17 protein-coding genes are annotated in these 19,850 nt (G+C 67.9%); 9 read left to right on the top strand and 8 right to left on the bottom strand.

The annotated features are described in order from the left end of the window. The first annotated feature begins 6 nt into the window (after positions 1–6). The gene (locus F0U60_RS12995; protein ID WP_395818730.1) at positions 7–528 is read left to right on the top strand and encodes a tetratricopeptide repeat protein; all 522 of its coding nucleotides are present in this window, start codon (positions 7–9) and stop codon (positions 526–528) included. 72 nt (positions 529–600) lie between these two features. On the opposite strand, the gene F0U60_RS13000 is transcribed toward F0U60_RS12995, so the two are convergent. Further along, the gene (locus F0U60_RS13000) at positions 601–1,860 is read right to left on the bottom strand and encodes a M48 family metalloprotease (RefSeq protein ID WP_395825219.1); all 1,260 of its coding nucleotides are present in this window, start codon (positions 1,858–1,860) and stop codon (positions 601–603) included. Positions 1,861–2,100: 240 nt separating this feature from the next. Between F0U60_RS13000 and F0U60_RS13005 the strand changes: the two genes are divergently transcribed. Then, the gene (locus tag F0U60_RS13005; RefSeq protein WP_395818733.1) at positions 2,101–2,481 is read left to right on the top strand and encodes a hypothetical protein; all 381 of its coding nucleotides are present in this window, start codon (positions 2,101–2,103) and stop codon (positions 2,479–2,481) included. 162 nt (positions 2,482–2,643) lie between these two features. Next, positions 2,644–5,064: a PAS domain-containing protein gene (locus F0U60_RS13010; protein ID WP_395818736.1), complete on the top strand. Its 2,421-nt coding sequence runs from the start codon at positions 2,644–2,646 to the stop codon at positions 5,062–5,064. Positions 5,065–5,122: 58 nt separating this feature from the next. Here F0U60_RS13010 and F0U60_RS13015 read toward each other — a convergent pair whose 3' ends face one another. Then, entirely contained in the window at positions 5,123–6,259 is a 1,137-nt protein-coding gene (locus F0U60_RS13015) for a tol-pal system YbgF family protein (protein ID WP_395818739.1), read from the bottom strand. Between the two features lie 198 nt (positions 6,260–6,457). Here F0U60_RS13015 and F0U60_RS13020 point away from each other — a divergent pair, with 198 nt between their 5' ends. Beyond that, entirely contained in the window at positions 6,458–6,952 is a 495-nt protein-coding gene (locus F0U60_RS13020) for an endonuclease V (RefSeq protein ID WP_395818742.1), read from the top strand. 31 nt (positions 6,953–6,983) lie between these two features. Here F0U60_RS13020 and F0U60_RS13025 read toward each other — a convergent pair whose 3' ends face one another. Continuing rightward, a complete protein-coding gene (locus tag F0U60_RS13025) occupies positions 6,984–8,111 on the bottom strand; it encodes an ArsA family ATPase (RefSeq protein WP_395818745.1) in 1,128 nt (375 codons plus the stop codon). Continuing rightward, positions 8,108–9,028: an ArsA family ATPase gene (locus tag F0U60_RS13030; protein ID WP_395818747.1), complete on the bottom strand. Its 921-nt coding sequence runs from the start codon at positions 9,026–9,028 to the stop codon at positions 8,108–8,110. The genes F0U60_RS13025 and F0U60_RS13030 overlap by 4 nt, the downstream gene beginning before the upstream one ends. Positions 9,029–9,200: 172 nt before the next feature. On the opposite strand from F0U60_RS13030, the gene F0U60_RS13035 reads away from it, so the two are divergent. Together F0U60_RS13035 and F0U60_RS13040 are read left to right on the top strand one after the other, a co-directional pair. Continuing rightward, the gene (locus F0U60_RS13035; RefSeq protein WP_395818750.1) at positions 9,201–9,500 is read left to right on the top strand and encodes a hypothetical protein; all 300 of its coding nucleotides are present in this window, start codon (positions 9,201–9,203) and stop codon (positions 9,498–9,500) included. 10 nt (positions 9,501–9,510) lie between these two features. Next, the gene (locus F0U60_RS13040) at positions 9,511–10,323 is read left to right on the top strand and encodes a ParA family protein (protein WP_395818752.1); all 813 of its coding nucleotides are present in this window, start codon (positions 9,511–9,513) and stop codon (positions 10,321–10,323) included. A gap of 75 nt (positions 10,324–10,398) precedes the next feature. Here the strand turns inward: F0U60_RS13040 and F0U60_RS13045 are convergent, their stop codons facing one another. After that, positions 10,399–11,070 (bottom strand): polyhydroxyalkanoate synthesis regulator DNA-binding domain-containing protein, encoded by a 672-nt coding sequence (locus tag F0U60_RS13045; RefSeq protein WP_395818755.1) that lies wholly within the window; start codon positions 11,068–11,070, stop codon positions 10,399–10,401. 149 nt (positions 11,071–11,219) lie between these two features. Here F0U60_RS13045 and F0U60_RS13050 point away from each other — a divergent pair, with 149 nt between their 5' ends. After that, positions 11,220–13,445: a zinc-ribbon domain-containing protein gene (locus tag F0U60_RS13050; protein ID WP_395818757.1), complete on the top strand. Its 2,226-nt coding sequence runs from the start codon at positions 11,220–11,222 to the stop codon at positions 13,443–13,445. Then, positions 13,432–14,178 carry a hypothetical protein gene (locus tag F0U60_RS13055; protein ID WP_395818760.1) on the top strand — a complete coding sequence of 249 codons (747 nt, stop codon included), beginning with the start codon at positions 13,432–13,434 and terminating at the stop codon, positions 14,176–14,178. The genes F0U60_RS13050 and F0U60_RS13055 overlap by 14 nt, the downstream gene beginning before the upstream one ends. Here F0U60_RS13055 and F0U60_RS13060 read toward each other — a convergent pair. After that, positions 14,175–14,516 carry a twin-arginine translocase TatA/TatE family subunit gene (locus tag F0U60_RS13060; protein ID WP_395818762.1) on the bottom strand — a complete coding sequence of 114 codons (342 nt, stop codon included), beginning with the start codon at positions 14,514–14,516 and terminating at the stop codon, positions 14,175–14,177. The genes F0U60_RS13055 and F0U60_RS13060 overlap by 4 nt on opposite strands. Between F0U60_RS13060 and F0U60_RS13065 the strand changes: the two genes are divergently transcribed. Then, positions 14,515–15,243 carry a glycerophosphodiester phosphodiesterase gene (locus tag F0U60_RS13065; RefSeq protein WP_395818765.1) on the top strand — a complete coding sequence of 243 codons (729 nt, stop codon included), beginning with the start codon at positions 14,515–14,517 and terminating at the stop codon, positions 15,241–15,243. The genes F0U60_RS13060 and F0U60_RS13065 overlap by 2 nt on opposite strands. Before the next feature lie 174 nt (positions 15,244–15,417). Here the strand turns inward: F0U60_RS13065 and F0U60_RS13070 are convergent, their stop codons facing one another. Further along, complete coding sequence (locus F0U60_RS13070; RefSeq protein WP_395818768.1) at positions 15,418–16,383, bottom strand: hypothetical protein; 966 nt, start codon at positions 16,381–16,383, stop codon at positions 15,418–15,420. A 164-nt stretch (positions 16,384–16,547) separates the two neighbouring features. Beyond that, positions 16,548–19,784 carry an MXAN_5808 family serine peptidase gene (locus tag F0U60_RS13075; protein ID WP_395818771.1) on the bottom strand — a complete coding sequence of 1,079 codons (3,237 nt, stop codon included), beginning with the start codon at positions 19,782–19,784 and terminating at the stop codon, positions 16,548–16,550. Positions 19,785–19,850: the final 66 nt, after the last annotated feature.

Below are 19,850 nucleotides of genomic sequence, written 5' to 3' on the forward strand. Positions count from 1 at the left end.
GCGGAGATGGGACGGGTCATCAAGTACGAGGGAGGAGCCATGGACACGGCAACGACGGAGAAGCTGAAGGCGTTCGTGCGCGGGGAGATGACGTGGTCGGAGGTGGAGGGGATGACCTTCGCGGAGGCGAAGGCGATCGCGCAGGTGGGGTGTGACCTGGCGGCGGCGGGTCGCTACGAGGAAGCGCGCATCCTCTTCGAGGGGCTGGTGGAGGGAAACCCGAAGGACTCCGCGAGCCGGGCCGCGTTGGGCACGGTGTACCAGAAGCTGGGGCGGTTGGAGGAGGCCATCGCCGAGTACAGCGCGGCGCTGGAGCGCGATCCGAGCAACCCGGTGGCGCTGGTGAACCGCGGCGAGCTGTACCTGCGGCAGGGCAACCGGCAGGGCTTCACGGACATCGCCAACGCGTCGGAGGCGGATCCGAACGGGGAGACGTCAGCGGGCCGGAGGGCGAAGGCGCTGGTGAAGGCCATCGCGCTGGTGGCCGCGGAGAAGATGAAGGCGGAGCAGGCTCAGGCGCGGGCGTAGTCCGCTGTCACGAGTGGGAGTCGCCGGGCCACGGAGGGGAGGAGGGGACGAAGGCGGTCCGGCGGGAGAGCGTCAGTGGGAGGGCTCCGTGAGGAAGGGAGACCCGCCCGCTGGCGCTCTTTTTTCTGGGGTGGGGGGAATGGCGGCCAGACGCTCGGAGATGGGCGGGTGGCTGTGACCCTTGAGGACGACCCAGCGAGGCGGGTCCGGGTCCATCTTGTTCACCCGAGCGGCCTTCACCAGCATGCGGCGGAAGGCGTCAGGGTCCTGGGTGAGCTGGAGGGCATAGCGATCAGCCTCGCGCTCGCGCTCACGGGAGAAGGCGGCGGAGAGGGGGCTGCTCAGGAAGAAGACGGAGAAGGAGAGCAGCCACAGCAGGGGCAGGGTGCGGATGTCGGCGGTGCGCGTGGTGCCGAACCACCCGCGAGTGGCGGACAGCCGCAGCAGCCGGTCAATGACGAAGAGGAGCGCTACCAGCGCCACAGAGGAGGCGATGCGTCCCGGCCATTTTGCTTCGTGGACATGGCCTGCCTCGTGAGCGACCGCGGCGAGGAGCTCCTCTGGTGCGAGCTCCTGGAGGATGACGTCGTTGAGCACGATGGTGCGCGTGGGGCCCTGGCCCGCGAAGTAGGCCTGGATGCGCTTGCTGGCCACGGACGTCTTCTCCACCCGCACGTCCTGGAAGGGGATGTTTGCCTGGGCCATCAACGAGGTGATGCGCTCGCGCACGGGCCCCTGCTCCAGGGGGGTCTGCTCGAAGTAGACCTGGCTGCGGTATGGGTCCAGGGCCGAGGACACCAGCAGCAGCAGCGCCGAGGGGATACCCAGCACCAGCCACCAGCGCTTCACTCGGCGAGCCAGCCCGTACAGCCCCAGGACCAGCGCGAGGGTGGCGAACCCTTGCAGGGTGATGCCCTTGAGCTCGTCCAGCGCGAACCGCAGGGGCGTATAGGCGGACATGCCGTAGCGGTGCTCCAGCACGTAGTCGAAGTAGATGGTCGCCGGGACGTGGACGAGATCGATGAAGAGATTGACGAGCAGCGCGAAGAAGATCGCCGCGCCCCAGCCCGGCTCGCCCCAGAGTCGGTCCATGGCCTTGACGAAGGCCCGGCTGACCGGGGCCGTCCGCAGGAACGCGAGCCGCTGGGACAGCCAGGCCGCCCAGGACTCGGACCATCGGTAGAAGGGCCGCACGAGCACGCCCAGGATGAGGGCCAGCACGCCCAGGTAGATGAAGGGGCTCACCGCGCTGCGGATGTAGAGCGGCAGGTGGTAGGCCTTGATCTCGGCCAGCTGCTCGGGCGTGAAGATGGGCTCCATGGGCTGGGGAATCGTAGACCTTCAGCCCGTCTCCTTCCCAGGGGGGACGTCCAGTAGTCGCCACCCGACAAGGGCGCTCATCTGCTGTCGGTGCGTGAGATCTGGCCCCTTGGTACCCTTCGGCGGCGTTTCATTTCCCAACCATGGATGCCGCAATCAAATGGCTCAGGAAGCACAAGACTGAAGTGGCACTTTTTTGGCGGTGCACTGGTTCTGGCTCCCCTGTAAGCAGGCGGCGAGCCTGGTGACAACATGGCACATACTCCAGAGTTCGATTTGGATGAGATGATCGGTGTTCTCTCTTCCGTCATCGAGAAGTATGCAGAGGACTCCAAAGAGAGGGCTGCAACCAAGATGGCTCAAGCCGCGTTGCTCTACACTCGCGACAGCAGGCAGGAGGAGGACTTCATTCGGTATTATAAAGAGTTTTCTAACAAGTCATTCACTGTCGAGGTCGCTCATGAGTTCGCGACACGAGAAGACGCGGACAAGTGGCTTGTTGGTGGGAAGGCAGAGCACGCGCAGCGTGTCAAAATCGCCGGGAAGGGCTTCATGGTCGTTCAACTCCCAGGAAGGCTGACTTTCATGAGCGCACCTCTTCCGGAAGAGTTGGAGACGGATGAGCGGAGTTGAGCCCCTGTCAGGGTTATCCCCCTTCCCGGATCATGGCGCTCGGCTTCGGCGAAGCTGGGGCCCCTGGGAGGTCGTTGAAAGGACAACGCCCCTCCATCGCCGTACTGGCATCGGACGCGAGTCCTCTGCACCTTCGGGTCAGGCGAGGAACGCCCACACCCTATGACCACGGTCGCCGAATTCATCGAGAGGAACCGGGAGCAGCTCATTGAGCGCTATGCCGAGGAGGCGAGCCGGACGGAGTCCGCTCGGGGACTCACCCAGCACGAGCTCATCGACACTTTCCCCGAGTACCTCTCGACGCTGGCGAACATTTCCCGGCAGGGCCACCGGGGAGATCCCGTGAAGACGAAGACGCGTCTGGAGGAGACGCATATCAGCCAGCGCGTGCGGTTGGGCTTCAACCAGGAGGAGGTGACGGGCGAGTACGTCGTCATGGGCCGTCTCATCTCGGCTCTCTGGGAGGCCCTTCCCCTGCAGGAGCAACCCTCGCCGGAGGACACGCAGCTCCTCTTCGAGGAGCTCCGGGGCGCCATGGACCAGGTGGTCGCGACCTTCAGCGGCTACACGGCGGACGACCGGCAGCGCGAGAAGCGCTTCCTGCGCCGGCTCGATGCGCTGTCCTCCGAGGTGATTGGAAACAGCGAGCGCTCCATCCCCCTCCACGAGCGGCTGGGCGCCTTGTTGGAGGTGGTCCAGGAGGCCATGCGGGCCGAGGGCGCCGGGCTCCTGCTCGCAGATCCGAGCGGGAAGCTGCTCATCCCCACCATGTACACCGGCCGGTGGCGCGAGCGGTTCGAGACCGAGCCTGTCCCGGTGGACTCTCCCTCTTTCCTGGCCGAGCTGGCCCGCTCCGAGGAGCCCCTGGCCCTGGCGGACGCGGTGAGTGCCGGCCCTGCGGTGGCCGAGGGCATTCGCCGGAGTGGCTTGCGCTCCCTCTTGGGTCTTCGGTTGTGGCCGCACGGCAAGCTCCTCGGGGTGCTCTACATCGGTGTTTCGGAGATCCGCCCCTTCGAACCCCAGGCGAGGCGTTACCTTGAGACGTTGGTGGAGTACCTCTCCGGCATCATCGAGAAGGCCCTCCTGCTGCAGCAGCTCCGACAGACGAACGAGCGGCTGCGCAAGTCCGAGACGCTCTATCGGCTGGCGACCGAGGCCATCAGCGACGTCATTTGGGATTGGAACCTCCAGACGGACACCGTCGCCTGGAGCGGGGCGGTGGAGAAGCTCTTCGGACATGCCCGGGAGGAGCTCAGCGGGCACATCTCCGGTTGGTACGACGCCATCCATCCCGAGGATCGCGAGCGTATCGTCCACGGCATCCACGCGGCCATTGCCAGTGGCGAGCAGCGGTGGCGCAACGAGTACCGCTTCCTTCACCGGGACGGCAGCTACGTCTACGTCATCGACCATGGTCTCATCGAGCGGGACGCGAGCGGCAAGGCGGTGCGGATGGTGGGGGCGATGCAGGACATCACCGCGCGCAAGGCCGCGAGCGAGGCGCTCCGGGCCAGCGAGGATCGGCTGCGTCTGGCGGTGCGCGCGGCGGACCTGGGCACCTGGGACTTCAATCCGGTGACGGGCGTGTTGCGCTGGGACGAGCGGTGCAGGGCGCTCTTCGGCCTGACTCAGGAGGCTGAGGTGTCGTACGACACCTTCCTGGAGGGCATCCACCCGGAGGACCGTGAGCGCACGCACGCCGCCGTTCAGCGGGCGCTGCAACTGGGCAGTGGCGGTGATTACGACTCCGAGTTCCGCCCGCTGTGGCGCAAGGACCCGGGCGAGCACTGGTTGCGCTCCACGGGTCGTGCTGTCTTCGAGGGGGGACGAGCCGTGCGCTTCATTGGCACCGTCCAGGACATCTCCGACAGGAAGCGCCGGCACTCGGAGGCGCAGCACCGGGCGGAATTCGCCGAGCAGCTCATCGGCATCGTCTCCCATGATTTGCGCAACCCCCTCAACGCCATCACCCTGTCCGTCGCGGCGCTGATGCGGCAGGAGGATTTGAGCGATCGCCAGGCGAAGGGCCTCGCGCGCATTTCGGCATCAACAGAGCGGGCGACGCGGATGATCCGCGATCTGCTCGACTTCACGCGGGTCCGGCTCGGAGGGGGTATCCCCATCGAGCGCAGGTCGCTCGACCTCCACGCCCTCTGCGGACAGGTGGCGGAGGAGGTGCGGCTCGCCCATCCTGATCGCGAGGTGGAGGTGGTGAGGAGCGGTCAGGGGATGGGGGAGTGGGATGGAGACCGGCTGGCTCAGGTGCTCACCAACCTGATGAACAACGCGCTGGCCTATAGCCCGCAGGGCTCGCCCGTCCGGGTAGAGACACGCGGCGAGGACGGGGCCGTCCTGCTCCGCGTGCACAACGGGGGCATACCTATCTCCCCCGAGCTCCTGCCACACCTCTTCGAGCCGATGAGGCGGGGCTCTCATGCGGGGGATGGGGCCAGCCGCAGCATCGGCCTGGGACTGTTCATCGTGGACAACATCGTGCGCGCGCACGGAGGCACCGTGAAGGTGCGCTCCACCGAGGCCGAAGGCACCACGTTCACCGTGAGGCTGCCGCGGCGCGCTCCCTGAGGCGGTGTCATCGGGTTGTGCATGCTCCCTCTCCCAGAGGGAGAGGGGACCGCTCCGCTCAGGTGTGCGGCTCGGACTCGGCGGGCTCGGTAGCCTCGGCGGGGAGCGGTGCCCCGTCCGTGTCCGCCAGCAACAGCGCCTTCATCTTCTCCAGGCTCTTGCGCGTCTTGGCCACGAACGCGTTCTGCGAGCCGATGCGCTCAGCCGCCTCCAGCGTCCGCTCGTAGATGTTGATGGACTTGGTCAGCAGCACCCGGACCTTCTTGCGCAGCTCCTCGCGGTAGATCTGCGCCTCCTCCGCGTCCAGTTCCTTGGGCGCCGGCGAGTTCACCAGGTGCTCGTAGAGGTTCTCGTACATCGCGCCGATCTGCGACCCGGCCGCCGTCGCCCAGTGGCCGTTCCCCACCCGGATGGCGCGCAGGTAGTTGCCCTGCGCCGACAGCAGCAGCTCCGCCTTGTAGTTCAGGTCGTTGGCCAGCGCGTCGCTGCCCTTCTCCGGGTCCAGCTTCACCTCTTCGTAGTGCAGCCGGTAGATCTCCCCGATGAAGAAGTGCGCCTGCCCCGGGAAGTAGTCCTCCACCTCGTCCTTATCCGGGAGCCCTTCGTACGTGGTGGTGACCTTGCGCAGCGTGGCTTCGGCCTTCTCCGGCTGTCCGGACTCCAGCTCGCACACGCCCTGCTGCACCTGGGCCTCCAGGCGCTTGCCCACCGGCAGGTCCTCACGTGCGGCAATCGTCCCGAGCACCTTCGCTGCGTCTGTGAAGCGCCCCAGGTGGTACTGCGTCTCGGCCATGCGGAAGGCCGCGTCCAGCGCGTCCCCCGTGCCCTTCTCCGCGTCCGCCAGCTCGGAGAAGCGCAGGTACGCCTCCTCCCACTGCTCCAGACGCTCGTACGACAGGCCCGCGTTGTAGAGCGCCTCGTTGCGGTGCTTGCTCTGGGGGTGGAAGTCCACCAGCCGCCCGAAGTAGCGCGCCGCCCGGGCGAAGTCGTTGGCCGCGAAGGCCGACGTGCCACCCGCGAACAGCTCCTCGTCGTTGAGCTCCGACAACTCCAGGTCCGCCGTCACCGACACCGGATCGAAGTGGACCTCCTGCCTCGGCTTCTCTGGCGCTTCGCGCACCGCCGAGCCCGTCGTCTTACATCCCACCAGGCCCACAACTCCCACCAACACCCACTTGCGCCAGGTGGCCGACATGTCTGTCCTCCGCTCCAAATCTCGTCAGGGGCCCGCTGAGGGGCCGTCCGCTGTTTCCAGTCCCAGGAGACAGCGAGGGCTGTCCCGGGGTTCCCAGGCGGGCCCCAGTTTAACCTTCACCCGTGTTTCCCGCCCGCATGGCGCGCTGCCCGGCAACCGGGCCAGCGCGGACGGGTGGACACTGAGAGGAGGCGGACGATGCTGGCCTGCATGGACGTGGACTATCGGACGGAGGTCTCCGTGGCCGCCTGTGTGCTCTTCCGGGACTGGGCCGACGCCGCCGAGGCCGCGCACCTGGTGGAGCGAGGCCCCCCTGGGGAGCCCTATGAGCCCGGGCAGTTCTACCGCCGCGAGCTTCCTCACCTGTTGAAGGTGCTCGCCGCCGTCCAGGAGCCGCTGGAGACGGTGGTCATCGACGGGTACGTGTGGCTGGGCGAGGAGCGGCCCGGGCTCGGCGTGCACCTGTACGAGGCGCTCGGGCGGCGCGTGCCGGTCATCGGCGTGGCCAAGACGGCGTTCCACTCCAGCCAGCTCGCGCTGCCGGTGCTGCGCGGGCAGAGCCAGCGTCCGCTGTTCGTCACCGCGGTGGGGGTGGAGGCCAGCACTGCCGCGGAGCACGTGCGGAGGATGCATGGGGCCTCACGCATCCCCACGCTGCTCAACCGGGTGGACCGGCTGTGCCGAGACTCGTGAGGGCAGTGCCCCGCCACCGGAGGGGCCTTCCTCAAGCGGCGGGGAGCGCCGCCACCAGTTCGTCACCCATCAGGTAGCGCCCGGTGCGCCACAGCGCGCCGATGTCGTGCACGTCCAGCTCGAAGCGCGGCACCTGGATGAGCGGAGTCCCTTCACACGCGGCCTGCAACTCGGCGATGCCTCGGGCGTCCTGCTCGGCGAGCACCGTCAGCTCCCGCAGCGTCTCCTCCACCTTCGCGCGCCGGGAGGGAATCAGGTTCTTCGCCTCTTCCCACGCCGCCTGTCCCGGCATCGGGTGCACCCGGTTCACCACCACCGCCACCACTTCCATCTCGTTCTGCTTCAGCAGCCGGTGGAAGTGCATCACCTCGTCCAGGCGCTCGCGCCCGGGGCTCGTTACCAGCACGAAGCCCGTTTGCTTCGCCGCCAGCAGCTCGCGCACGCCGCGCGCTCGCTCCCGGAAGCTCTCGTTCATCGGGGCGATGGCCAACATGAAGCCGGCCAGCTCCTGCAGCGTCTCCGTGCCGGTGAACTTGGAGATGGCCTTCGCCGCGTAGCTGCTGCCCAGGCTGAAGAGCGACAGGCCGATCTTCCCCGCCGCCAGCGCCGGCGTGAGCAGCTTCTTCGCCGCCTCGTTGTCGAGGAAGTCCAGCACCCGGTTGGGCGCCTCGAGGAAGTCCAGCGCGTGCGCCGTGGGCGGCGTGTCGAGCACGATGAGCTCGTAGTCGCGCTTGGTGCGCAGCTCCCACAGCTTCTCCATGGCGACGTACTCCTGGCTGCCGGCCAGGGCGCTGGAGAGCGACTGGTAGAAGCGGTTGGCGAGGATCTTCTCGCGCTTGTCCGGTGGGGCGTGCTTGACGATGAGGTCGTCCCACGTCTGCTTCATGTCCAGCATCATCGCGTGGAGGCGGGCGCGGGGCTTCACGCCCAGCGGCTCCAGGGCGGAGGCGGGGACCTCGGCCTCCACGTTGCCCAGCGCGTGCAGGCCCAGCGAGTTGGCCAGCCGCTTGGCCGGGTCGATGGTGCACACCAGGCTGCTGCGCCCGTCCACCGCCGCGCGCAGTGCCAGCGTCGCCGAGATGGTCGTCTTGCCCACGCCTCCTGAGCCGACACACACCAGGACGCGCTTCTTCGTCAGGGCCTCGGAGAGCGCGTTCATGCTCCCGCCTTCCCTGTCACCAGCGGCTCCAGGTGGCCCATCACCTGCTCAATGGCTGTGCGGTCGAAGTTGTTCGTGAAGATGCGCGGCACCTGGTGCACCGCCGTGTGCAGGTTGCGCTCCAGCTTCATCTCCGCCAGCACCGTCTGCGCCGCCCGGTCATGGTGCGCTCGCGCCACCCGCAGCAGCTCCGGCTGATCCACCAGCGCCTCCAAATCATCCTCGGTGAAGCGCTCGGGGAAGGCCGCGTTGAGCACCGCCGCGTGCGTGCGGACCCGCACCTGGTCTCTCAGCGCTGCGTGCAGCTCCAGCGTCTCGTTCACCGGCATCTCCTCCGGCAGCGACACCAGCACCGCCGCCGTTACCGCCGGGTCCTCCAGGATGTCTCGCATCTTCATGGCCTCGCGAGACATAGGCCCGGGCGGCACCGTCTGCAGCAGCACCTGCGGCACCCGCAGGAAGGTGATGGCGTGGCCCGTGGCCGGTGCGTCCATCACAATCGTGTCCCACAACGGCTGGCCGTCCGGCCGCTTCTCCTGCGCGTGGTAGAGGATCTTCCCCAGCAGCACCAGCTCCTGCAGCGAGGGGATGAAGCGCAGGAAGTAACGCACCACCTTGTTCTCGAAGACCGTCTTGTAGAGGGTCTCGAAGCGCAGGACCATGAGCGCGTACTCGCGCATGGCTTCCTGGGGGCGCACGTCCACCGCCCACAAATTGTCTTCCAGTTTCGTCACCTCGGGGCCTACGGGCTCATGCCCGAGTAGGCGGCTGATGCGCTCCTGGGTGTTCACCTCACACACCAGAGTGCGTCTGCCAGCGCGCGCCGAGCGCAACGCCAAGGCCGCGGCGATGGTGCTCTTCCCCACGCCGCCCTTGCCGGAGACGATCCACAACCTCTTGTCGAGCAGGCCGGCCATTGAGAGGCGCGAACCGTAGGGATGCCCCTCCCCCCTGTCAACGCGGAGTGTTCACTGGCCGCCACGACTTGACACGCCGCGTCGCGTCCTTCCAGAGTTCGCACGTTGTTCCAGGATTTTCCGCGGATCCTCCTTACCCCCAAACCCCCACGCGGAGTGAATGGACGCTGCCATGATCATGAACAACCCGATGGTGAAGAAGCTCGTCGAGACCGGTGAGGAGCGGGTCGGCAAGCTGACGCAGCAGCTGATGTCCAACGAGAAGTTCGTGGCGATGGTGCAGAACCTGGTGGCGCGCTCGCTGGCCGCGAAGGGGACCCTGGACACCGCGCTGCGCACGGCGCTCTCCGCCATGAACCTGCCGTCCACCGCGGACCTGGAGCAGCTGCGCAACAAGGTGGATGACCTGGAGCGGCTGCTGTCCTCGGTGGAGTCCAAGGTGGACGCGCTGGTGGCGGCCAAGAAGAAGTAGAGGGGAGTGTATGCGGCGCATCGCCTTCATCAATGAGAAGGGTGGCACCTGCAAGACGACGCTGGCGGTCAACACCGCCGCGTGGCTCGCGAGAGATCGCGGGTTGAAGGTGCTCCTGGTGGACTTGGATACGCAGGGGCATGCGGGCAAGTCGCTCGGGCTGGACGTGCGCACCCTGCCGCGCAACGTCTTCCACCTGCTCACCGAACCGGCCGTGCGCCTCGAAGACGTGGTGCAGCCCTCGGCCATCGAGGGCTTGTCCGTCCTGCCTGCCTACAAGGAGATGGCGGACTTCCCCCTGGTGGTGGCGAATGACGAACGGCGGGCGCACCGGCTCGCCGAGCGGCTCGCGTCCGCCGAGGCCGCGGGCTTCGACGTCATCGTCTTTGATGCCCCTCCCTCCCTGGGCATCACCACGCGCAACATCCTCGTGGCCGCCACCGAGGTGGTCGTGCCCGTGGCCCTCACGTACTTCGCGCTCGATGGTTGCGCGGAGGTGGCCGACACTGTTCGTCAGGTCGCCGAGACCGAGGGCCGTGCCGAGCTGCGCATCACCAAGGTGGTGCCCACGCTCTACCGGCGCACCGCGCTGGCCACCGCCATCCTCGAGCGGCTCAAGTCCTACTTCCCCGACGCCCTCGCCTCCACACCCCTGGGCTACAACGTCAAGGTGGACGAGGCCCAGAGCCACGGGAAGACCATCTGGGAGTACGCCCCGAAGAGCACGGGGGCGCAGATGCTTGGCGCCATCGCCGAGGAGATCTACGACGGCGCGCCCTCGAAGGGTGCGAAGCGTGGCAAGAAGGCGACTCGCGTGGCGTAGGCGCACTCCGAGGCACGCGCTACCCTCACCCCAGCCCTCTCCCAGGGGGAGAGGGAGGGCAGGGGAGGGCTCGCGCTACTGCGGATTCTGCGGGCTCTTCTTCTCCAGCTCGTCCAGCTTCTTCTCGAGCTCGGCCAGGCGCTGCGTCAGCACCGCCATGTCGCGGCCGAGCGCCGGCAGGTTGCCCGCCAGGTTCTCCACGACGTGCTTCACCCGCTCGTCAATCTTCCGCTGCCAGTCCTCCAGCGCGCGCTGGCTGGCCTTGAGCAGCTCCGCCGCACCACCTGGGCCCGCGGCCGCGTTGGTGGCTTCTTCAGGCGGCTGTTGCTCGGCCGGCTGCTCGGCAGGCGTGGGCTCGCCCTCCTGCTTGTCCTCTCGGCGCAGCAGCTTGTCCAGCCGTGACTCGGCCTCTTCCCGGATGGAGGCCACCCGGGGGGTGACCGCCTTCTGGATGAAGTCCGTCAGCGACTCGCCCGGATGGCGGATGATCTCCCGGAGCACCGTGAGGGGCATCCGGTTCCGCTTCTTCTCCTCTTCGAAGATGATCTGCGCGAGCGTGACCGAGGTCAGATCCTCTTTCGTCCGATTGTCGACGATCTGGACCTCCACGCCCTCTTTGATCATCGCGGCGATCTCATCGAGGGTCACATATCGGCTCTCGACGGTGTCGTAGAGCTTGCGGTTGGTGTACCGCTTGATGACCTTCGGCTCCTTGCTCGGTACGCCTGCCTGCTCTGGCTCGCTCATGTCTGGTTCTCCCCCTGCGCCCGGACGCTTGCGCACACGGTGCGGGACGAAAGCCTGTAGCAGAGGGGGTGGGAGCGGGCAAGCCGAGTAGAGGCATGCTCGCGGTGGTGCCCCTCTGCGCCTATACTCTCGGACCGGCCGAGCCCTGAATGATCGTCAAGTGTGAGCGGTGTCAGACGCGGTTCAAGATCCCCGACGAGAAGGTGACGGACAAGGGGGTCAAGGTCCGCTGTACCAAGTGTCAGCATACCTTCCGGGTTGTGCGTGAGGACGTCGCGTCCGCCACGCCCGCCCCGGCCACCCCTCGTTCGGGCACGCCCCTCGAGGTGCCCCGGACCTCCGGGCCTGGGGCTGCCCCGGCCGGGAAGGCTCCGGCGCCCGGGGTCGCCGCTGCGCGTGGGGGTCTTCCGGCGGGCGTTCCCCGGGTCTCCTCCACGGAGCCGCCGAAGACTCCGGCGACAATCGACCTGGACCCCTTGATGGAGTTCATCGGCGAGAGCACGCCTACGCCCGCCGAGGCCCTCAAGCTGGCCGCCAAGGCCCCCATCCCCAACAAGCCCGCAGGGGCGGTCGCCGTCGGTCCAGTGCAGCCGTCGGCCCCGGTGCAAGTGCCCGCCCGCAGCCATCCGCTGGCTCCGAAGCCGGCCCAGGGCGCCGCGCCCCTCCAGGTTCCGGCGAAGAGCCCGCCCGTGCCCCTGCCAGTTCCGGCGAAGAGCCCCGCGCCCGCTCCCGTGAGCAGCGCGCCCTTCTCCTTCGACGAGAACAACCCGTTCGGCTCGGATGACAGCGAGGCGACGCTTGCTGGCTCGATGCCCACGTTGCCGCCGGCCCCGGCGCCCAAGCCGGTTCCGGTGTCCGTGCCTGCCCGCAGCGCCCCGCCGGCTCCAAAGCCGGCCCAGAGCGCTGCGCCCGCGCCCGTGCAGGTTCCAGCGAGGAGCCCCGCGCCCGCGCCCGCGCCCCAGGTCAGTGCGCCGATGGCGTTCGAGGAGAACGATCCGTTCTCGCTGCCTCCGGAAGACGCGCCGACGCTCCAGTCCACGCCCACGTTGCCGCCCCGAGGCGCTGCTCCCGTTCAGCCGCGCGGTGCGCCGATGGCGTTCGAGGAGAATGATCCGTTCTCGCTGCCTCCGGAAAATGCGCCGACGCTCCAGGCCACGCCTACGTTGCCGCCCCGAGGCGCCGCGCCCGCTCCGGCTCCGACTCCGGCTCCGGTCTTCGAGGAGATGGAGGGGCTCGAGGGCAACAACCCGTTCGTCTCGTTTGACCCGGTGGCGGCACTGCCTCCGGCTCCCGCGAAGAGTCCCGCCCCCGCTCCGGTCTCCACTCCGGCCGCGAGCCCCGGTGGGATGGGGGGATTCGAGGACAACAACCCGTTCGCCGCGTTCGACCCGGTGGCCGCGCTGCCTCCGGCTCCTGCGAAGGCTCCTCCTGCGAAGCCCCCTGCTCCGGCGCCCGCTGCGAGCCCCGCGCCCGCGTCGGCCATTCCAGACTGGGGTGCGCCGCAGCAGTCCGCCCCGTCTGGCATCCCGGACTGGGGTGCGCCACAGCAGTCCATGCCGTCGGGCATTCCAGACTGGGGTGCCACGCAGACCGTCGCGGCGACTCCTACCGCCAAGGCGAACGCGCCCACGGAGCGCAATCCGTTCCCTGACTTCCCGGGGGCGGGTGCTCAGAGCACGGAGATCCTCCCGGATATCCCGGGGATGATGCCGGCGCCCTCGCCGCCGGTGATCGCCGCGCCGCCGCCCGCGCCGAAGCTGGAAGCACCCAAGGCGCCGCCGCCCGCGGGTCCGAGTCTGGTGCAGCGGCTGGCCGCTGTGGCCGCCCAGCTCGTGGTGGGAGCGGTGCTGCTGGTCGTCCTGCTGGCCGTGGGCAGTGCCTGGCTCAATGATGGGCGGGTGGAGCTGTCCGCCCTGTCTCCCGCGCAGGTGCGGGAGATGGTGTCGCCCACGCGGCCCCTGGTGGCGAAGGATCTCTCCAACGGTCTCTACGAGACCCGTGGCGGACGCGCTGTCTTCTTCGTCCGAGGCGAGGTGGAGAACCGTGGCACTGCCCCCATTCGCGTGAAGGTGGGCGTCTCGCTGTTCGACGGAGATCAGAAGGTGATGTCCGCGGAGGGAATCGCGGGGGCTGTGCCCACGCCGGAGGAGCTCTACTCGCTCCAGAGCGCCAGCGACGCTGACGCGATGCGGGCCCGCCTGGATGACGCCTCCAAGGAGGTGGCTCCCGGCACTCGGGCTCCCTTCGTCGTCCTGTTCTACGAGTACCCCTCGGACCTGGCCGACTTCCGGCTCGAAGTGACGCTCGAGCCGCGGACCACCGTCGCCGCGAGGGAGGGAGCCCAGGAGGGACGCGCCGGCAATGCCAAGCCGTGAGGAGGCCAAGACCGTCGTCCGACGGCTCCATGCCCTGAGCGGTAGCGCGGAGATTGTCCGCAAGGCCGCCGCGCGCGAGCTCGCCCGGAGGGATCCGCTCGACGCCAACGAGCTCCTGCACCAGGTCATCTTCCTGGCTCGGGAGTCCTGGGAGCCGGCCACCTGCGTCCTCTCCGCCTTCGTGGCGGCGCTGGGCCAGGAGGCCGCGAGCATCCCCTACGCGGATTCGATGCGTCGCATGGCCGAGGTGCAGTCGCTGGAGTCCGTGGCGGACCTCTTCGAGACGGCGCCGGCCCAGAAGGAGTTCGACGAGGGCGCCGCAGCCAAGGCGGATGCCCGGCTCCTCACCCAGTCCCTGGGACACCTCAAGCAGCAGGCGCGGCTCACCAGAGACCCGGACATGCTCGCGCGGCTGGTGACGGTGAGTAACCCCGCGGTGGTGCGCAACGCGCTCCTCAACCCCCGGCTCACCGAGCCCCTGGTCGTGCGCATGGCGGCGCGCCGTCCCGCTCGGCCGGAGCCGCTGGTGGAGATCTGGAAGTCCTCGCGCTGGTCTTCACGCCACGCGGTGCGCCGCGCGCTCGTGTTCAACCCGTACCTGCCGCCCGAGGTGGGGGTGAAGATCGTTCCTCTGCTCAACGCGAGCGACCTGGCAGAGCTGGCCGCGGATGCGTCCGTGCACCCCTCGCTGCGTGATCAGGCCGCGCGCCTGCTGGCCGGGGAGTCGCGTTAGCCGCGCTTGGGGCCGGAGTCCGTGTACTCGGCGTCGGAGACGTCCTGGCCACGCCTGGCGCGGGGCAGGGTCTTCGCGTCCACCAGGTCCTCACCCTTGGAGGCCTTCTTGAACGAGTAGACGAACTTGCCCACGGCGTTGCCGAGTTGGCCCATCCGGGCGGCGGAGAACACCACCACCAGGATGAAGGCGATGAACAGGATCTCCCCGGTACGCAGTCCCAGCATGCCGCGCACAGTGCAGCAATGCCCGGGGGGAGGCAAGCCGCCTGTCACGCCCGGACGGTAGGTTCCGGGACGCTCGCCCTCGGGGCCGGGCTGTTGCACAGTGGGAGGCATGCTCCTGCTCGCTCACCGAGGCGCCAGCGCCGATGCCCCCGAGAACACCCTCGCCGCCTTCCAGGAGGCCGTGGCCCAGGGGGCCGATGGCGTGGAGCTGGACGCCATGGTGTGTGGTTCCGGCGAGGTGGTGGTGTGTCATGACGAGAAGCTGGAGCGGCTCGCCGGCCTGCCCTGGGAGGTGCGCACCACATCTTGGTGGAAGCTGAAGCAGGCGGATGTGGGCAGCCGGCTCGGCTTCGCGCCCGCCCGCATCCCCCTGCTGGAGGAGGTGCTGGACGCGCTGCCCGCGCACTTCCTCATCAACATCGAGCTCAAGTGCGACCAGGCTGATGACGGAGGCCTGTCCCAGAAGGTGGCGGAGCTCGTCACCCGCCGAGGGCTGGCCGAGCGGGTGGTGATTTCCAGCTTCAACCCGCTGTGTCTCTTCCGGACGGCCGCCGCCGCGCCCTCGCTGCGCCGCGGCTTTCTCATCGATCCGGATAAGCGCTGGGGCCCGCAGGCGTACGTGGTGACGCCGCTCGTTTCGTCCCACTCGGTGCACCCGTACCACGAGCAGTGTACTCCCGCGCGGATGAGGCAGTGGTTGCGCCAGGGCCTGCGCGTGGCGGTGTGGACGGTGGATGATCCGGAGAGGGCTCGGGCGATGGAGGAGATGGGCGTCTCCTACCTCATCACCAACAAGCCCCGCGTTATTCGCGAGGCCCTACGGGGCAGGGCGGCCTGAGCCCCTTCACACAACCGCGGCCATTTCCCCTCTCCCTTCGGGAGAGGGACGGGGTGAGGGTATCGGGTGAACCCGGGTTGAACCCCCTGTCCCCACTGCGGGCCACGGGTTGAAGAACAGGCTCGGTTACCCTCACCCTAGCCCTCTCCCAGAGGGAGAGGGGACATCCACGGACTAGAAGTCCAGGCCCAGCGTGGTGCTGAAGGCGACCACCGCGGGCAGGGCCCGGTCCCTCGTTTCAGTCGTGACCGTCAACGTGTTGCCCACCTGATTCCGGGTGGTGGTCGTCACCGGGATGCTGCCCTGGCTGCTGAGGGAGAACTCGGCGCCCAGCTGCAGCGCGCCGCCGATGAAGCGCACGCCGCCGTAGAAGCGCGTGTTGATGTTCTGCCCCATCTTCACCTGCTCGTACACGCCGGTGTTGTCCAAGCCCGCGTAGGGGTTGCCCTCAACGAGCGTGTCGCTCAGCTGGCGACCCTGATCGAAGTCGAGCGTGTCCGAGCTCGCCATCACGCCCGTGAAGTCGATGCCTCCGTAGGGGGTGAGCGTCACCATGCCGCCGAGCGGGAACTGCTTGCCCACGCCCAGGTCCAGGCCGGTCGCAGTCAGGTCGAAGTCCCTGTTGCCCATCAGGCGCGTCACATGGAGGCGCACGCCGATGTCCGGCAGCCAGGTGAAGCCCTCGTTGGCGGCCCACTTCAGCTCGCCCGTGGTGGCGAACATGCTGCTGCGGTCAATCCACCCCACGCGAGCCCCGAGCTCGAGTGAGAAGGGCAGGCCCTTGCGCACGTGCACCGAGGGCAGCAGCAGCGAGCCCGTCTGCTCGCGCTCCGTGGGCAGGACCACGCTGGAGGGCAGGCTGATGACGCTCAGCTCCGCGTTGAGAGCGAAGCCCGCGTGTCCCAGTGTCTCCGGGGGCATCAGGTTCGCCGAGGTCATCACCGCGGCGAAGGTGCGCGCGAAGGCTCGGAAGTTCCCGTTGGCCTCCTCCTGGAAGTTGGTCGAGAACTCGGTCTGCGTCGAGTTCCTGAACGCACTGGGGTTCCCGAGCTTCGTGATTTCGAAGTCGTTGCGATCCGCGTACGCGGCAGGACCGCACACCAGCACCGCGAGGGCCATCCAACGGCTGAACGTCCGCATCCTCAGTACCGCCTCCCAGGCACACGTCCGGCGACGGCGCCAAAACGGAGCGACGCTAGCGTGCGTCTGAGGAGAGCGTCAATAAAACGGGCGGCTTCCGAGGGGGCCTGTTGCCCCGACGAAAGCCGCCCGGATGGCAGCCGATCAGTCGCGCTACTTCGTTGTTACGGCGTCGCCGACTTGGCCGGCTTGGTGGTCGTGGCCGGCGCCGCCAGCTTCTGGGCCATCTCGGCCGGACGGCGGCGGATGACCAGGGTGCGACGGCTGGCGAAGTCGGTGCTCTCGCGCGCCACCACCAGGACGGCGTTGTTGCCCTCCTTCAGGGTGAACTCGGTGGTGAACTTCAGCTTGTGCGGCTCGCTCTTACCGTGGGTGTTGGCGCCCTGGAAGTAGACCTTCTGGTCGTTCACCAGGACGTACATGTCCAGCAGACCCTGGGCGTCATCCACCTCGCCGGAGAGCGTGTACTTCTCACCATTGGCCACCAGGCCACCCTGGCTGGCGTCCACGTCGAGCCGGATCTCCGGCGGCGAGCGGCGGGCCACGTACGTCACCCCCTGGAGGACCGAGACGGAGGGCTTGCCGCGCGTGTCGCGGGCGTCCTGGGCGCGCACGAAGGCGAACCGGTCCCTGTCCAGCTCCACCCGGTAGAAGCCCTTGGCGACCGCATCGGTGTTGAGCACCACCGAGCGCGGCAGCTTCCCGAGCACCGGGGCGTCCTGCTGCGGGGCGGTCAACAGCTCCGCCTTCTCCGCCACCTTCACCAGGCCCTTCTTCGGTTCGAACTTCGCCACCGGGGTGTCCGACACGGGCAGCATCAGCTTCTCCATGGCGAACTCCTCGAGCGGCTCGTCGAAGATGGTCAGCTTGAGCGGGAAGGTGTTGTCCTTGAGGCCCTTCTTCACCTCGAGCTGGAAGCGCGCCGTCTTCGTCTCGCCCGGGGCGATCTCGCCCAGTTTGAAGCGGCCCTTCTCGATGAAGATGTTCGCGTCGCCCCCATTCTTGATCTGCGCGGACGTGTCGAGCGCCTTGCCCTTACCCGTGTTCGTCACGTCCAGCACTACGGTGACGTCCTCGCCGCGCTGGGCGACGCCGTCGCGGTTGCACGTCTCGCAGTCGTCGAGCACCTGCCAGTTGAAGGCGAAGGCGGGGCGCGGCAGCTCCGTGAAGTTCAGCTCGCTCACCAGGGTGGTGGGCAGCACGCCGTTGTCGTCCAGGAACTTCACCGTCACGTCGTCGCGGCGCGAGGTGAGATCCTTGGGCAGGCGCACCTTCACCTTCCACGTCTTCTTCTCACCCGGGGCCAGGCTGCCGATGAGGAACTCGCGGCGGTCCAGGTAGTAGTTGTCGCTCTCCGTCCAGGCGCGCACGCGCTTGAGCGGCTCGGTGCCCTTGTTCTCCGCGGTGAGCACCAGCTCGAACGTCTCACCCGCGGGGATGCGCTGGTCGGCGGTGGGGCTGAAGGTGGCCGCGAGCTTCACGTCCTTGGGCGTGGGGCCCGGGCTCCAGTCCACGTTGAGCGCGCTGATGGCGGAGTTGATGCGCTGCTCCTCGTCACGGCGCTTCTTCTCCACGAAGTCCTTGCCCTTCTGCAGCATCTGCCGGCGGTCCGTGAAGGGCACCTGGAGGACGTAGTCGCGGGCGAACAGCACCTCGAAGTCCTCCTTCACCTCGTCCTGGCTCTCCGCGTCGAGCTGATCATCCAGCTCCTCGCCCGAGCCGATGGAGTCCACGTCCAAGAGGTGCTTGTTGGTGGTCGACTTGGGATCCTCCTTCGTGGCGACCCCGGGGTTCTTGTCGGCCTCCTCCTGCTTCTTGGTGAGGGCCTGCTGCTGCTTCTCGTCAATCTTCAGGTACTTCAGCGTCTCCAGCGGCTTCTCGCGGCCGAGTACGTCCTCGCGCTTCTTGGCCACCGAGTCCGAGTTCGGGTTGCCGAAGTGCTGATCCAGGTCCGCCTCGCCAATCGTCTTGCGCGGGGCGAACACGAGCACGCGCTCGTCGGTGACGGCCGAGGGAATCAGCTCGATGTCCGGGACGATGCCGACCTCCTGGATGGAGACGTCGCCCGGGGTGAGGTACTTGGCGATGGTCAGCTTCAGCGCGCTGTCGTCCGGGAAGTCATAGAGCACCTGCACGCTGCCCTTGCCGAACGTCTGGCGGCCGATGATGACCGCGCGGTTGAGGTTCTTGAGCGCGCCGGCGACGATCTCCGACGCCGAGGCGCTGCCCGCGTTCACCAGCACGGCGATGGGGAAGGTGTCCTCACCCTCGTCCGCACGGGCCCGCTTCTCCTCGCGCAGCTTGTCCGACAGGCCCACCGTCGAGACGATGGTGCCGTTGGAGACGAACGTGTCCGACACCTGGATGGCCTGCTCCAGCAGACCGCCCGGGTTGCCGCGCATGTCGAGCACCACGCCCTTGAGCCCACCCTTGGACTCGGTCTGCCGGCGCATGTCCGCCAGCGCCGCCTGCAAGTCCCTCGTGGTGTTGCCCTGGAAGTTCTTCAGCCGGACGTAGCCCACGTTGCCGGCGAGCAGCTTGGACTGCACGCTCTCGATGGAGATCATCGCGCGGCTGAGCGTCATGGGGTGCGGCTTGTCCCAGCCCTTGCGCTCCACGGTGATGCTGATGCGGCTGTCCACCGGGCCGCGCAGCTTCGACACGGCCTCGTTGAGGTCCATGTTGACCGTGGACTCCTCGCCAATCTTCTTGATCTGATCGTCCTTCTGGATGCCCGCGCGCGCCGCCGGCGTCTTGGGCAGCACCTTCACGACGGTGAGGTTGCCCTCGCGCATCTGGATGACGAAGCCCAGGCCACCGAACTCACCCTTGGTGGACAGCTTCATCTCCCGGTACACCTCGGGGCGCAGCAGCACCGAGTGCGGATCCAACGTGGAGAGCATCCCGTTGACGGCCGCGTACTCGATGTCGCGGGTGTCGTCCATGGGACGCATGTTCTTGTTCACGAAGTCGAAGACGTCCTTGAGCGTGAAGGACATCTTCCAGAGCGAGTCGACGTGGCTGATGTCGAACTCGCGCGTCTTGCCGTTGACGTTGACGTTGAGCTTGCCCGACTCGGCGTTGCCGTCCACGAGCACGTCCGGGACGCTCTTCTCCACGTACTCCAGCGCGGAGATCATCATCTCCTTGGGCTTCACGCGCTTGGGGTCGACGTAGTTGTCCTTCACGTAGAGGATGACCTTCGTGAAGACGCGCAGGGAAGAGAGGTCGTGCGTCGGGCCGCCCTTCTCGCCGGCGATGCGGTTGGAGTCAGTGGCGTTTGTCTGGCCGGCCTCCGCCGCGCCCAGTGTCAGGGGCAAGGGTGCCCGGTCGTTGCCCACGAGGGCCCAGGCGCCAAGGAGAACGGCGACGGCGGTGATCCGGCGAAAGAGTCGCGGCATGGTTCATCCAGGTTGGAGCCCTTGGGCCCCGGGGGTGATGCGTGAAAAGCCCTGCGAAATCCAGCA

Source organism: Archangium minus, assembly GCF_044360475.1.
Lineage (GTDB): Bacteria > Myxococcota > Myxococcia > Myxococcales > Myxococcaceae > Archangium > Archangium minus.

Bases quoted from the DNA above. Each gene is read 5' to 3' on its own strand.
- F0U60_RS13050 (WP_395818757.1), top strand. From the start codon at position 11,220: ATGATCGTCAAGTGTGAGCGGTGTCAGACGCGGTTCAAGATCCCCGAC.
- F0U60_RS13075 (WP_395818771.1), bottom strand. From the start codon at position 19,784: ATGCCGCGACTCTTTCGCCGGATCACCGCCGTCGCCGTTCTCCTTGGC.
- F0U60_RS13040 (WP_395818752.1), top strand. From the start codon at position 9,511: ATGCGGCGCATCGCCTTCATCAATGAGAAGGGTGGCACCTGCAAGACG.
- F0U60_RS13060 (WP_395818762.1), bottom strand. From the start codon at position 14,516: ATGCCTCCCACTGTGCAACAGCCCGGCCCCGAGGGCGAGCGTCCCGGA.
- F0U60_RS13025 (WP_395818745.1), bottom strand. From the start codon at position 8,111: ATGAACGCGCTCTCCGAGGCCCTGACGAAGAAGCGCGTCCTGGTGTGT.
- F0U60_RS13055 (WP_395818760.1), top strand. From the start codon at position 13,432: ATGCCAAGCCGTGAGGAGGCCAAGACCGTCGTCCGACGGCTCCATGCC.
- F0U60_RS13005 (WP_395818733.1), top strand. From the start codon at position 2,101: ATGGCACATACTCCAGAGTTCGATTTGGATGAGATGATCGGTGTTCTC.
- F0U60_RS13045 (WP_395818755.1), bottom strand. From the start codon at position 11,070: ATGAGCGAGCCAGAGCAGGCAGGCGTACCGAGCAAGGAGCCGAAGGTC.
- F0U60_RS13065 (WP_395818765.1), top strand. From the start codon at position 14,515: ATGCTCCTGCTCGCTCACCGAGGCGCCAGCGCCGATGCCCCCGAGAAC.
- F0U60_RS13020 (WP_395818742.1), top strand. From the start codon at position 6,458: ATGCTGGCCTGCATGGACGTGGACTATCGGACGGAGGTCTCCGTGGCC.
- F0U60_RS13030 (WP_395818747.1), bottom strand. From the start codon at position 9,028: ATGGCCGGCCTGCTCGACAAGAGGTTGTGGATCGTCTCCGGCAAGGGC.
- F0U60_RS13070 (WP_395818768.1), bottom strand. From the start codon at position 16,383: ATGCGGACGTTCAGCCGTTGGATGGCCCTCGCGGTGCTGGTGTGCGGT.
- F0U60_RS13010 (WP_395818736.1), top strand. From the start codon at position 2,644: ATGACCACGGTCGCCGAATTCATCGAGAGGAACCGGGAGCAGCTCATT.
- F0U60_RS12995 (WP_395818730.1), top strand. From the start codon at position 7: ATGGGACGGGTCATCAAGTACGAGGGAGGAGCCATGGACACGGCAACG.
- F0U60_RS13015 (WP_395818739.1), bottom strand. From the start codon at position 6,259: ATGTCGGCCACCTGGCGCAAGTGGGTGTTGGTGGGAGTTGTGGGCCTG.
- F0U60_RS13035 (WP_395818750.1), top strand. From the start codon at position 9,201: ATGATCATGAACAACCCGATGGTGAAGAAGCTCGTCGAGACCGGTGAG.